This window comes from Draconibacterium halophilum (assembly GCF_010448835.1).
Taxonomy (GTDB): Bacteria; Bacteroidota; Bacteroidia; order Bacteroidales; family Prolixibacteraceae; genus Draconibacterium; species Draconibacterium halophilum.
Genome location: NZ_CP048409.1, coordinates 1,074,567 through 1,088,224 on the forward strand (window position 1 = coordinate 1,074,567; position 13,658 = coordinate 1,088,224).

A 13,658-nucleotide genomic window follows, 5' to 3' on the forward strand; every position below is an offset into this window, starting at 1 on the left:
AACCATTTATAAGAAATTTAATTATGTCTTTTACAACCGCAGACGTAGTAAAATTGCGTAAAGTATCGGGCGCAGGGATGATGGATTGCAAAAATGCCCTGAAAGACGCCGAAGGTGACTTCGACAAGGCACTGGAAATCATCCGCGAAAAAGGTAAATTAATTGCTAACAAACGTGCAGACAGAGATGCTGCTGAAGGTGTAGCTATTGCAAAGGCAACAGAAGACGGTAAATTCGGTGCAATCGTTGTATTGAATTGCGAAACTGACTTTGTTGCTAAAAACGAAAGCTTTGTAGCATTTGCTGAGAAAATTCTTGCAAAAGCTCTTGAGACAAAAGTTGACAGTTTGGAAGCATTAAAAGCAATTGAGCTTGATGGATCTACCATTGAAGCACAAGTTACCGAACAAACCGGTGTAACTGGTGAGAAACTTGACCTTTCGTACTACAAATGTTTAGCTGACGAAGCTGTAGTTCCTTACATTCATCCTGGTAACAAATTGTCAACTCTTGTTGCTTTCAACAAAACTGTTGATACGCAGGTAGGCAAAGATATTGCAATGCAGGTTGCCGCTATGGCTCCGGTTGCTATCGACGAAGATTCAATTCCACAAGCTGAAATTGATAAAGAATTAGAGTTTGCAAAAGAAAAATACCGCAAAGAAGGTAAACCAGAAGCAATGCTTGAAAAAATTGCACAAGGTTCATTGAACAAGTGGTATAAAGATGTAACACTTTTAAACCAGGCTTTCGTTAAAGACGGGAAAATGCCTGTAAAAGATTACTTAAAGCAAGCTGATGCAGATTTAACTATAACTGCATTCGATCGCTATACTTTGAACGCTTAATAGATAGCAAAAAAATATATTTAAAAGCCATTCGATTTTTCGGATGGCTTTTTTTATAAACAAAAAAAGAGCCTTTTCAGAATTACTATCTGCAAAAGGCTCAAATTTTTATGTTGAGGAAAGCTTATCGTTTCAATACCATTTTCTTAACCTGGCTAACTTTGCCATCTTTTATAAAACGACACAGATAAACTCCTGAGGTCGCTGGTGCGCCATTCATGTCATCGCCTGACCATTTTATACGATGAACACCTTTGTTATACTTGCGTTCAGATAGAAGCTGAACACGTTGTCCAAACAGGTTGTAGATCTCAATTTGTATATCTGAAGCATCGCTAATCATAAACTGAATTGTGGCAGATGAACTAAATGGATTAGGATAGATCGTTAAATCAGCTTCAGGGATAGGTACAATATCTTCAACAGATGTGACGGCGTTACCTTGTTTTACAACAATAGTGCTGAAGTGAATAATATTAGCATAGATTTTATTTCTTACAGTATCGACAGCTACGTGCTCGTCAATCTCTTCAAAACCTGTGTTTTCTGCGAAAAATACATCCAGTTCTTCAGGTGTAACGCCCAACGAATCGAGCAAGTCATGTTTAAATACCAGGCTTAAATTAACAGGTACATTAAAGAAATAAGGTTCTACAATAGTATCCGATGCAACCGGTTTAACGCTAAATTTTACACCGGTAATTACCTCATCAGTAAAAGTTACTTGTGTACTGCTATCGCTAACCTCTGCATATTCTTCAGGAATAAACATGAAAATCTCAATGTCTTCATCAATGCATCCGAAAGGAAAATGAAGCATGCCAGCATTAAGTATATTTAAGGGATAGGGCAGACCACCGATTTTATAACTTTCTCCTTCTTTAAAGGTTTTAGCTTTTAGTTCTTGTCCATCGGGCAATACCCTGCGCATGGAGATGGTATTTACTTCCATATCAACTGTTGAGTCAACAACTAACAATTCAACTGAAGCTTTAAAATTGCTGTATTCTGCATGCACCAGTGTCATTCCTGTTTCGCCACTCAGGGTAAGTAAACCTTCGTTTGAAATTGCAGCAACACTAGTATCCGAAACGCTCCACAAGAATACAGCATCCTGGTGTTTCGTTCCGTTTGTTTTATAATCAGCAGCGTATTGAATTGCCTCATGTTCGGTGTATACTACCATGTCTCCCGGTTCAATCATTAGCTGTTTGCCCCTGTTGTTTTTAACTTGTTCATGCTTTTCTTTTTTCTCTTTTTTGGCCTTGCTTTCATAAATGGTAACTTTTGCCGTGTCGGCCAAGTCGCCCAGCATAGCAATTACAATTCCCTTTCCGGTAGTGTTGCCAGTGTAAAACATACTTGCCTCCGGATCGGGGAACAGACCCAATTCTTCGGGCTCAATCGACCATACAAACGAAGTGTCAATTTTTGTTCCTGTAGAATCGATATAAAAGGCACGAAGTTCTACCGAATCGCTCACTTCCACTTTTATATGGTCAGGAACAATTTTAATCTTCGGATATACATCCTCCATTTCATTCTCATCGTCTTCATCATCATCGTCTTTAACGGGGCCATTTACTTTCAATAGAACCGAATCGCGCAGCTCCTTGTACTTGGCAATCAGGAAACCTTCGCCTGAATGGTTTGTAATTAAATACCCATTTTTGTCAACTTTCCCAAGGTAGCCGGGCTCGGTGTTCCATTTAATTTTGGCATCGTCAATTGGAGTTCCGGTGCTGTCGGTATAAACAGCCGAAACAGCGTACATGGTGTCGGGGTTTAGTGTTAGGTCTCCGCCTATGATCTCAAGCGATTCCTGACTTGTTGCAGCGAATGACGTGAGCAGCGCGGTTAGTAACAGCAATAATTTTGAGTTTGTGTAAAATTTTTTCATAAGTAAAATTTTAAATTTTGCCAACTTAATTATCGCATATTGTAAGTAAGGGAAAAGACAAGTCAAGTTACAGATTACCGGCGTAAAAACAAAGTACCAAATACCTCTGTGCAGATGAGTTTCTTTTAATTGACTTTAAAAAATAATTAAATACGTCCTATTATAATATTCCGAAAAAGACGAAAAGGTAATCCTTTTGCCCTTGTTTCCCGTATAAGAAAGTGGCTTGACATAAACGTAATAATATGAAAGAAGAGTTGGGATTAGATGGGTGTGCTGACAATGATATAATGTATTTATTGGCCACCCAATTATTAAACAAGTTAAATAGCTGTTGTTATGGTAGTATTTTTATATGCAATCGTGATGATAGCCCTAATTATTGCAGAACTAATTTTGTGCTATCGCGATTTAAAACATAGCTAGTTGTATTTTGGTATGGTGCTGCAACCGGAAAATACCAATTAATGAATGGTTGTAAATGCCATAACAGGGAAATTTTGTGCTTGTTTAACTGCTTTTTTTATTGTGTAATTTCGCCCACACCACCTTGTTATTTTTGCTTGGAGATGCTGGAAAAATTCTACGTTTTTGTACTTCTAAACTTTTAAATTCCTCCTACATATTAACAATGGAAATTTGATAACTATCACATTTAAAGAGAAACAGCTATTCATTTAAAGCGTAACTTCAATTGCAATTTAAAAACAATGAGTGATGGCAGTACTTATTTATGGCGTATTATTTCTGATGGCAATATCTGTAATGATGTATAGAAGTTACCAGGATGTTAAACAGAATCATTGATTTTCTGTTAAGCAGTTAATCGTTAAATTATCTATTGTGGAGTAATGAGGTTTGTCAAACTTCGTAATATGGATTGCTGCTCCTTTTCAGAAAAACAAAACTCGATTTTAAAATAGGACTTCACCTTATTATTTCGCTCCAAATCACGCATCCTAAATTGGTTTTCTCCAAATATTCAAGGTCAAACTGTAACTCTTTTCCACAGTTAATGTGACTTTTTTTCCACAAAAAATTGCATTCATTTTCTATTTATTAAAATCCAGCAATGTTCTAACAGTCATTATGTCAGTATGATGTATTTTCTTTCTGAGTGGGGTTTTAACTATGGCACATGTTTAGATGAGATATTAATTACAAAATTAAAGAGTTATGAGAACAGAAGAAATAAAAATTCAGATTAATAAGCACAAAAGTGAAATGAATGGTCAGATTCTAAAATTGAAAGATCAGTCGAAGAAAGAACCGGATAATCAGGAACTTTTAATGTTAATTAATGACTTGGAAAGAAGAAGAGATGAGATTATTCTTCTTTATAATGCCATCGATTCGCTGGAACCAGGCGACTCGGAAAAACTGAGTGAGCTCGAAAGCAGTATTTTCGACTCAATTAGGTCGTTTAACGAGGCTTATCAGAAATCTGGTGGATTCATCAGTAGTGAAAGGATAAGCAGGAAAGATCACCACATTGATTTTAACAATCCCGGAAATACACGATAAAACAGTTCTGAAAACTAACGGGCGATGGTACATCTAAAAATATAAAATTAGTATTATGAAACTTAGCATTAGGGAATTATTGGGATATTCAATTAAAGCAAAAGATGGGGAAAAAGGAAAAGTAAATGATTTTTTGTTCGACGAAAAAAGTTGGATAATTCGTTACCTGGAGGCAGATTTAGGAAACTTTTTTAAAGAGAACAGGGTACTGATACCCCATAGTTTATTGGGTGAACCTGATGGGGAGGAAAAGGATTTTGAAATTGAGTTAAGTATTGACAATATTAAACGTTCTCCTAATCTGAGTTTTGACATGCCCGTTTCGCGAGTATATGAGAAAAAATTGGCTAGCCACTATGGAATAAAGTATCCATACTGGATGGTTGACTCCGCTGCTTTTACCGGAAATGAGGTGGTCTTTTATCCGGGAGTGGCATTTAGAGCTCCACGGCAAGTGATTAAAGAAGAGGATATAGACACCAGTTTGCGAAGTTTTAACGAAATTAGAGGGTATGGAATTAATGCCATTGACGACCAATTTGGGCATATTTCCGATATGATTATAGATGACACAGATTGGCAAATTCTGTATTTTGTGGTAGACACCAATAATTTATTCCCATGGAGTAAAAAAGTGATTCTTCCGATTGAAAAGATCGATAAAATAAGTTTCACAGATCGTGAAGCTCATGTTGATATGACAAAAGAAGCGATTAAAAATTCGCCGGAATACAATCCGGATGAAGCCGTAAATGCAGAGATAGAGAAAGTGCTGTACGATTATCACGGCAGAAAAAAATAGAACGAATTGAAATAGAATAGTGCATAACCGAAGACAGTTGGTCTTCGGTTTTTTTATTCAAATCTTGTAAAGTGTGTAAAATCAATGAATTAATGTAGAATTATTTCACACCTATTTTATAATTGATAACTAGCCGCAGCATAAATTAAATTTTTGGGTTAAATAGAAGGTTATTCAGGAGAATCGTTGAAATTCGCTACCACGTGATTTGTTTGGAATCGTTCTAAATAGCACACGACCAGTTGAATAGAAAGTTGAACGTTAATTTCAAAACGCCTGGTTTCCAAAATGATTTAAAGTCGAAAAGTATAGTTGTAACTGCCTGAAACCAGGGAAATACTAAAATAGAAACAAGTTGTGGCATAGTATTTTCAATTATAACAGTAAAACCTGAAATAGGTAGTTGAGCGGCCGATATCAGTTTTAAAGATTTCGGAAACGCACACTTGTTTCAGTCAACTTTCTTAACACATTTAATAGAAAAGGAGAAATTTAAGGTATGAAACGATTTAGAAAACAATTTTATTTTAAAACAATTTTAATAACACTGGGATTCTTGATAGCCGCGGCAGCCTTGCCATTAAAAGCTCAGGAAAACCATGTGAAAACGGTTTACACAGAGAACTCCATGGAGCATCACCACATGGAATATGCCGACCAGTTGAAAGCGATTATTGACAAGTATCCGGCTTTTACATTTAAATACAGTATTGAAAACGGAGAAGTACAAGATGTGGTTGTTTCAGGAATAGATGATAAAATCGACAGAAAAAGAATGGAAGTCGTGTTGTTCGATTTAAACAGCCATCATAATATGGTAAAACAAACCGATGAACGTGTTGGCGTGTTTTACGAACTTGAAAAGCAAGCACGTTACGAACATGGTGAAGATGCTTTAAATGATGAATTGATGAGCCACCTGGAATATTCGAAAGGTGCAAAAGACTGGGGTATTGAAGGAACCATATTTGTAAAAGTACTTGTGGATGATAATGGTACAATACCATTTGCAACTACAGCTACCAACATCGAAACTTCTGCTGACGGTTACCTTGACGATCTCGAGGAACAAGCAATTGCCGCAGTGCGCGAAACCTCGGGTGATTGGGAACCTGCAACGGTTGAAGGAGTAGAAGTGGCTTCGTTGGCAATAATTCCAATTACATTCGAACTTGAAAATCATCCGTATAAACCATAGAAAAACGGTTAAAATAAAAGAAACACCGGCCAAAATTTTGGTCGGTGTTTTTTATTTGGGTCTAAGCTGTGTTTTATTGTTCTTTGAGAGAAGAGATAAACTCGTAGTTATAGAGTAAACAGTACTTCTCCAACAAGCGAAATCCATTGGCCGACAGTTCGATCAGTTCAGGGAAGAAATGAATTAAAAGTTCTTTTGCTTTTTGGTGTGTTTGCCGGGCAAATTCAGATTCCCGAAAAAACGACGGATATTTCTCCATCGCCCGGGTCATGGCTTCCAGCTCCAGTGTTAATCTTATTTCGTTGTAATTTTGATCCTTGTCCGCAACCGAATCGGCACAACTAAACATATGGTTGGCATAGTTTTTAAGCTGATCTTCTAGTCCTTCCTTCGACAGATCAGAAACCACGTGCTCGTTTGCCATAAGCCATTGTTCGCGGATAAAGTGTTGCTGAAATTTCTCCAGGAACTTGTCGATTCGTTCAAACTCGGCATTTAATTTCAGGTGAAAGTCTTTGTTGAAATCCTGCTGTTCCATACTCTAATAACACAAAAGCGGTTAAAAAGATTTTGTCTGATTAAAATTACGCGAAACAGGAAATCTTTCAAAAGAAATGAATATGGTTTAGAGCATCTTAGTAAATGGAGTTAGGAGTTTTATATTTAAAAAAAGCCCCCTGCAAATACAGTGAGCTTAATCAAATAATATAAATCATTGCTGTCCACTTAAAATAGATTGAGGGACAGCTGTTTATAATTTAGTTCTTTGACATTTTTGTAATCTATATTTGTAAGAAGCTCATTTATAGGCGTTTTATCCAGTAGGGATATTCCTAAAATCTGTAATATTTCGTAGGTTGAGCGTTCAATTTTTAACTCTTTACCTACAATGGCAACTAAACAGTAAGCTATAATCGCTGAATGAATTTGTATCCTGACTGCGTTTTCTGACGTACCCCAGAATGCTTTAATCTTCAGGTGTTGTTTTATCCATTTAAAGAATAATTCAACCTGCCATCTGTTTTTGTATAGGAGCACAATCTCTTCGGCTGTCAATTCCATGTTGTTTGTCAAGTAAACGAAGTAGCGGTTACTTTCAGCATCAAAGAATTTGATTCTCCGTAATTTATCAGGATAATCTTTTGAGACATAGAAACCAGACAATTTTCCAATCTGATCGCAAATCAGACCTGATTGTCTATCGACTTTATTCGAATACATCCTGTTAAACTTCAGGTTTGCTTTTGCCCTTACTACAAAAAATGCAGAAAGTGTTGTTATCCGATAAAGGCGTTCAAAGTCAACATACCCACGGTCGAAAATGTAATATGCTCCTGTTTCGTATGGAATAACATCCATTACATTGACATCGTGAACCGAAGCTGCCGTAATGTGTATAAATGCTGGTATTTGCGTGGTAATATCGTAAAGCGTGTGGAGCTTTATACCTCCTTTTGTTTTACGAAAACTCGCCCACCAGAAAACGCTTAAACACAAATCGATGGTTGAAGAATCGAAAGCATAAATTTTTCCTTTTATTTCAAAATCATCGTTAGCAAGCTTTTTTCTGGCCAAGTCAATCATGTAATAAGCAAAATCTTCAAAGATTCTGTAATTGCGCTTTTCGTTAGCTTTGGCCAGGTTGCTTCTTGTTACTGATTTCCCAAAACCAAGATGATAAGCTTTGCTTCGGTGAGCATGAATAATAACTATCAAATCGCGCAAACTATCACGATTGGTCAGTTGACCGAAAATCATACAAAGCAACTGGTTCCAGCAGGTAAAGTGCCTTACATACTTGTTGCCGGAATAGTTGGTAACAAATTTATCGAATACCCTTTGTGGTAAAAAACCTATTAGTTGAGCGAAAACGTATTTTCCGGTGTTCATGTGATAATTAAAATCCACGAACTTAACTGATTCAAATCGTCACGCTCAAAAAAGCCGCGTAAAGTATAGATTTACAATTGTTTCAAAGAACGTTGTTTAATTTTTAGTGGACACTAATGATAAATGAATAATTTTTAATTTTAATCAGATTCTTGCCAATTCATCACAACTGATGCATAGCCATCTGAATCTACAATTGCTCTTGCCTTTTCTTCTGATACAAAATGATAAATTTTTCCATCAAGTTTGAATTGTACTGCAACTCTGTTTAAGGTAATTTTTTGCTTTCCTTTTGTTGGCCAAAAATCTGAGAGATCAATGTCTTCCTTGGGATTTCCTAGGTCAAATGTTGCCTTTAATTGTACATTGCCACTTGCTGAAACTAAAACGTACGCATCGACAAATAATACTCTATCTCCTTCAACTTCAATATTGCAAAACTGAATTTCAGCTTCACGAGATGCTTGAGCATTAGAAACATTAGGCGCAATAAAAGCCACCAACAAAAAACTAAATAATAAAATTTTGAAATTTTTCATAATAATTAATTTAAAGGTTTAAAAAATAAGTTTATAGGTTTTTAATAAATATTGTTTGATATCTGCATTAAAGCAGAATGAGAGTATACATCAGCCCAAAATGATACTGGTTTTATCACAAATTAATTGGTTCGCTGAGGGATCGTGTTTACTTCCGTAAACAAATGTCAGATTTGAACAACGACGTTCAAGAAAAAACCCTTATTTTTTATCTTAATGTCGCAAAATTTCATTGATAACACGGTTATCGTGCAACTCATTTCGAGTTAAGGTTCATAATTTCAAAAAATTATAAAATTATCCATAGTCGAAATATGTTAATCAAACATAATGCCATACTTTGTAAGTTTCAGTGTGTGAGTGCGATATGGGTAGTTTTATTTCTTCTGCCTTTTTTTCAGAATTGGAAAATATGGGTTTAATTAGTAAAAATGGGACAGCTAAAAAGAAAGGATATTTCCAAATAAGTGACACTCAGGATGAAATACCAAATTCTTTTGCACAAAAAAGCCCCTCCGAAAATCGAAGAGGCTTCTGTATTTTTAACCCCGATGCTTCGATCGGGATTTCGTCCGTTTTAACGGACTCAACTTTTTCCTTTTGACTTGTTTCTTATAACGCAGTCACCATCAACCCATCATCCGTATTTTCAACCTTTGCAACATTTTTCTTGGTAAGGCCTTTAATGGCTTTGTCCCATTTTTTGTTGCTCAATCCGGCTTTTTCTTTTAGTGCAGGTAATTCAACCGGTGATTCAGCTTTCAACAGTTCGAAAACAGTTTTCTCGTCATCAGTCATTTCCACTGCCTTTTTCTCCGGTTTCATTTGTGGGAAGAACAACACATCCTGAATCGACGGGCTGTTGGTCATAAACATTGTTAAGCGGTCCATTCCAATTCCCATTCCCGATGTTGGCGGCATACCATATTCCAGCGCACGCAGGAAATCCTGGTCGATAAACATCGCTTCGTCGTCACCTTTTTCCGACAATTTCAACTGGTCTTCAAAACGTTCGCGCTGATCGATCGGGTCGTTCAGCTCCGAGTAAGCGTTGGCCAGCTCTTTTCCGTTTACCATCAACTCAAAACGTTCGGTTAAATCCGGGTTGTCGCGGTGCTTTTTAGTAAGCGGCGACATTTCTTTTGGGTAGTCGGTAATAAAGGTTGGCTGAATGTAGTTGCCTTCACATTTTTCGCCAAATAGCTCATCAATCAGCTTGCCTTTACCCATAGTTTCGTCGATCTCAATATCGAGCTTATTGCAGATTTCGCGCAGCTCGTCTTCCGACTTGCCATTAATATCGTAACCGGTGTGTTCCATAATCGCTTCGGCCATGGTAACACGGGGGTAAGGTGCTTTGTAATCGATAATGTTATCGCCCAGCTGAACTTTTGTGGTTCCGTGTAGAGCTAATGCCACGCGCTCACAAATTTCTTCGGTAAAGCTCATCATCCATTTGTAGTCTTTGTAGGCTACATAAATTTCCATAACCGTAAACTCCGGGTTGTGGGTGCGGTCCATTCCTTCGTTACGGAAGTCTTTTGAAAATTCGTAAACGCCTTCAAAACCACCAACAATCAGTCGTTTTAGGTAAAGTTCGTTGGCAATACGCATGTACAACGGCATGTTCAAAGCATTGTGGTGCGTAACAAACGGACGCGCAGCTGCTCCTCCCGGAATCGGCTGCAAAATTGGCGTTTCCACCTCGTGATAACCATACTCGTTAAACATCTGGCGCATGGTATTGTATATGATCGTCCGTTTCTTGAACGTCTCTTTCACTTCTGGATTTACAATCAGGTCGATGTAACGCTGACGGTAACGTTGTTCCGGATCAGTAAAAGCATCAAAGGTTTTGCCGTCTTTTTCTTTTACAATTGGCAGCGGGCGCAACGATTTATTCAGCACAGTAAACTCCGTAACATGAATGGTTAATTCGCCCATTTGAGTAATAAAAGCATGCCCTTTTACGCCGATGATATCGCCGATGTCGAGTAATTTTTTGAATACCTCGTTGTACATCATTTTATCTTCACCGGTGCAAATCTCATCGCGGTTCACATAAATCTGAATACGTCCTTCGTGGTCCTGAATCTCAGCAAACGCGGCTTTTCCCATAATTCTGCGGCTCATCAAACGGCCCGCAATCACTACATCCTGAAAATTCTTTTCGTCTTCCTTGAAGTTCTGTTTTATTTCTTTGGTGTTGGTATTTACGTGGTACTGTGCTGCCGGGTAGGGTTCAACACCCAACTCGCGCATTCTTTGCAACGAATTTCGTCTGATGATCTCTTGTTCGCTTAATTCCTGATGACTCATTTCTTCTTCACTTTTAAATTCCTGTCATTCTTTTGTTTAAATGACAATTTATTGCCCGGGAAACGTTTGCTGAATCCCTCTAAAAAAATTTGGGCAAAGATAATAAAACAGATTGGTTGTAATTGTGTTGTAACATTGAATCAAATAAAAAATAATGTAGGGGGTGAATCATTTAATTTCCATATGCAATTGCATTTTGTATCTTTGTGAATTCACATCTTGATAAACACGATAACGCAGCATGGATAGAATTTGGAACTTAAAAAAACAAGGCGACCAAAACGAGGTTAAACATCTTTCAGCGGCGTTGAATGTGAATATGGTGATAGCCCGCTTGCTGGTGCAGCGGGGAATAGAAACCTACCCCGAAGCCAAAGCATTTTTCCGCCCCCGACTGAGTGACCTGCACGATCCGTTTTTGATGAAAGATATGGATAAAGCGGTTGCCCGATTGGATAAAGCAGTTGAAAATAAGGAAAAGGTAATTGTTTACGGCGATTACGATGTGGATGGAACTACATCGGTGGCGTTGATGTATTCGTTTTTGAAACAGCGGATTAAAGATATTGAATATTATATTCCGAACCGTTACAGCGAGGGATATGGAATTTCGCCAAAAAGTATTGATTATGCCATAGATAAAGGAGTAACGCTTATTGTTGCCCTCGACTGCGGTATTAAAGCTGTTGAAAAAATTGCCAAAGCCAAAGAGCGCGGGCTCGATTTTATTGTCTGTGATCATCATAATCCGGATGATGAAGTGCCGCCGGCTGTTGCAGTACTCGACGCAAAACAATCGGATTGTAACTATCCTTACAAAGAACTTTCGGGTTGCGGTGTAGGATTTAAATTATTGCAAGGGTACTGCAAAAAACACGAAATTGATTACGAAGAAATATATGATCTGCTCGATTTGGTAGCGGTGAGTATTGCTGCAGATATTGTTCCGATAACCGGAGAAAACAGGGTGCTGGCTTATTATGGCCTTAAGAAACTTAACTCGAATCCGGGAATTGGCTTGCAAACCATTATTAATTTTGCAGGAATTGCCGGTACCGAAATTACCATCAGCGATATTGTTTTTAAGATTGGGCCACGATTAAATGCCTCGGGCCGTATTGAGCACGGTAAAAAATCGGTGCAGATATTGGTTTCAACCGATGAAGATAAATCGGATCTATTAGGCGAAGAGATTGACTCTTTCAACGAGATCAGAAAAACATTAGACCGCGATATTACCCAGGATGCGCTGGATACCATTGAAAACAATCCCGAGTTTAAAGGTAAAAACAGCACAGTGCTTTATAACCGCGACTGGCACAAGGGAGTGGTTGGAATTGTGGCATCAAGAGTTACCGAGCAATATTACCGGCCAACGATAATTTTAACCGAATCAAACGGTTTGGCAACGGGATCGGCACGTTCGGTGCGCGATTTTGATCTTTACGAAGCTATTGGGCAGTGCAGCGATTTGCTGGAATCGTACGGTGGGCACATGTACGCTGCAGGATTAACAATGAGGATTGAGAACATTCCGGAATTCCGGCAACGTTTTGAGGAGATTGTTACCAAACAGATAACTGATAAACAACAAGTTCAATCTATTGAGGTGGATGCCAAAATTGCGCTTAGCGAAATTACGCCGCGCTTTTATCGCATTTTAAAACAATTTGCACCGTTTGGGCCGCACAATATGATGCCGGTTTTTGTTACCGAAGATGTTTTTGATGCCGGTACCAGCCGTTTGGTTGGTAAAAACCAGGAGCACTTAAAACTCGATTTGGTGGAGCCCGATGTTAATTCAGGAATATTCCCGGGCATTGCTTTTAATCAATCGGATGCTTACGATGTAATTACTTCAGGCTCGCCTTTTGATGTGTGCTATTCGATTAACGAAAATGAATACCGTGGTAAAACCAATCTTCAGTTATTTATAAGAGATATCAAGAAAAGAGAGTTCCTGAATTAAGGTAGTAGCGACTTTAGTTGCGGCAATTCTTCAATTACTCTGGCGCCCGTTGCCACCAGCCGCTGTTTCGACTGATGTCCGTCGGCCACCAAAATGCAATCTATTTCCAGTTGTTGAGCTACCTCAAAATCATGATTGGTGTCGCCAATAATAGTTGCCTGGCTTTTGTTGATGTTAAATTCGCTAATAAACTGTTTGCCACGTTCTATTTTCGAAGATGCATAATGATCGTTCAATCCGGCAACTCCCTCAAAATAGTCGAAAATATTCTGATGTTTTAAGGTTTGCTCCAACATGTTTTGTTGCATAGCGGAAAGTACAAATTGTTGGAGCCCCAAGCTTTTAAAATGCTGGAGTACGTCAATCGCTCCGGCATGTAATTTACACTGAGAAACTCCTGCGTTGTATATGTCCATATATTCCTGTGCCGAAATGGAGAAATCTTCTTTTGAAAAATCAAAACCGAGAGATTCGTAACAATCCTTTACAGGAAACGAGAATACCTCTTTATACGAATAATGATCAAGCAGATTTAGCTGCCGATTTTTCAGCAGCACATTTATCGTTGAAATGCAAAAATCAAGATCGTTGAGCAGTGTACCGTTCCAGTCCCAGATAATTGTATGCATTTTATACCGATTGTTTTTTAGAGTGAGCGTTAAGTGAAAT

Annotated in this window: 11 protein-coding genes; 5 read left to right on the plus strand and 6 right to left on the minus strand. The window is 38.0% G+C overall.

Annotated elements, in window-relative coordinates:
* Nucleotides 1-23: 23 nt before the first annotated feature.
* The gene (gene tsf, locus G0Q07_RS04340) at nucleotides 24-848 is read left to right on the plus strand and encodes a translation elongation factor Ts (RefSeq protein WP_163344942.1); all 825 of its coding nucleotides are present in this window, start codon (nucleotides 24-26) and stop codon (nucleotides 846-848) included.
* A 124-nt stretch (nucleotides 849-972) separates the two neighbouring features.
* On the opposite strand, the gene G0Q07_RS04345 is transcribed toward tsf, so the two are convergent.
* Nucleotides 973-2,748 (minus strand): T9SS type A sorting domain-containing protein, encoded by a 1,776-nt coding sequence (locus G0Q07_RS04345; protein WP_163344943.1) that lies wholly within the window; start codon nucleotides 2,746-2,748, stop codon nucleotides 973-975.
* Nucleotides 2,749-3,924: 1,176 nt separating this feature from the next.
* Here G0Q07_RS04345 and G0Q07_RS04350 point away from each other — a divergent pair.
* From G0Q07_RS04350 to G0Q07_RS04360, 3 genes are all read left to right on the plus strand, one after another.
* The gene (locus G0Q07_RS04350; RefSeq protein WP_163344944.1) at nucleotides 3,925-4,272 is read left to right on the plus strand and encodes a hypothetical protein; all 348 of its coding nucleotides are present in this window, start codon (nucleotides 3,925-3,927) and stop codon (nucleotides 4,270-4,272) included.
* Nucleotides 4,273-4,327: 55 nt separating this feature from the next.
* Nucleotides 4,328-5,074 (plus strand): PRC-barrel domain-containing protein, encoded by a 747-nt coding sequence (locus G0Q07_RS04355; protein WP_163344945.1) that lies wholly within the window; start codon nucleotides 4,328-4,330, stop codon nucleotides 5,072-5,074.
* 499 nt (nucleotides 5,075-5,573) lie between these two features.
* On the plus strand, nucleotides 5,574-6,272 hold the full coding sequence (locus G0Q07_RS04360; protein WP_163344946.1) for an energy transducer TonB: 699 nt from the start codon (nucleotides 5,574-5,576) through the stop codon (nucleotides 6,270-6,272).
* Between the two features lie 73 nt (nucleotides 6,273-6,345).
* Here the strand turns inward: G0Q07_RS04360 and G0Q07_RS04365 are convergent, their stop codons facing one another.
* The 4 genes from G0Q07_RS04365 to lysS form a co-directional block, all read right to left on the minus strand.
* Entirely contained in the window at nucleotides 6,346-6,810 is a 465-nt protein-coding gene (locus G0Q07_RS04365) for a hypothetical protein (protein ID WP_163344947.1), read from the minus strand.
* 188 nt (nucleotides 6,811-6,998) lie between these two features.
* On the minus strand, nucleotides 6,999-8,162 hold the full coding sequence (locus G0Q07_RS04370) for an IS4 family transposase (RefSeq protein WP_163348876.1): 1,164 nt from the start codon (nucleotides 8,160-8,162) through the stop codon (nucleotides 6,999-7,001).
* Between the two features lie 140 nt (nucleotides 8,163-8,302).
* Complete coding sequence (locus G0Q07_RS04375) at nucleotides 8,303-8,701, minus strand: hypothetical protein (protein WP_163344948.1); 399 nt, start codon at nucleotides 8,699-8,701, stop codon at nucleotides 8,303-8,305.
* Between the two features lie 612 nt (nucleotides 8,702-9,313).
* The gene (gene lysS, locus G0Q07_RS04380; RefSeq protein ID WP_163344949.1) at nucleotides 9,314-11,020 is read right to left on the minus strand and encodes a lysine--tRNA ligase; all 1,707 of its coding nucleotides are present in this window, start codon (nucleotides 11,018-11,020) and stop codon (nucleotides 9,314-9,316) included.
* A gap of 241 nt (nucleotides 11,021-11,261) precedes the next feature.
* Here lysS and recJ point away from each other — a divergent pair, with 241 nt between their 5' ends.
* A complete protein-coding gene (recJ, locus tag G0Q07_RS04385; RefSeq protein WP_163344950.1) occupies nucleotides 11,262-12,989 on the plus strand; it encodes a single-stranded-DNA-specific exonuclease RecJ in 1,728 nt (575 codons plus the stop codon).
* On the opposite strand, the gene G0Q07_RS04390 is transcribed toward recJ, so the two are convergent.
* Nucleotides 12,986-13,618 (minus strand): HAD family hydrolase, encoded by a 633-nt coding sequence (locus G0Q07_RS04390; RefSeq protein ID WP_163344951.1) that lies wholly within the window; start codon nucleotides 13,616-13,618, stop codon nucleotides 12,986-12,988. The two genes, recJ and G0Q07_RS04390, sit on opposite strands and share 4 nt — an antisense overlap.
* Nucleotides 13,619-13,658: the final 40 nt, after the last annotated feature.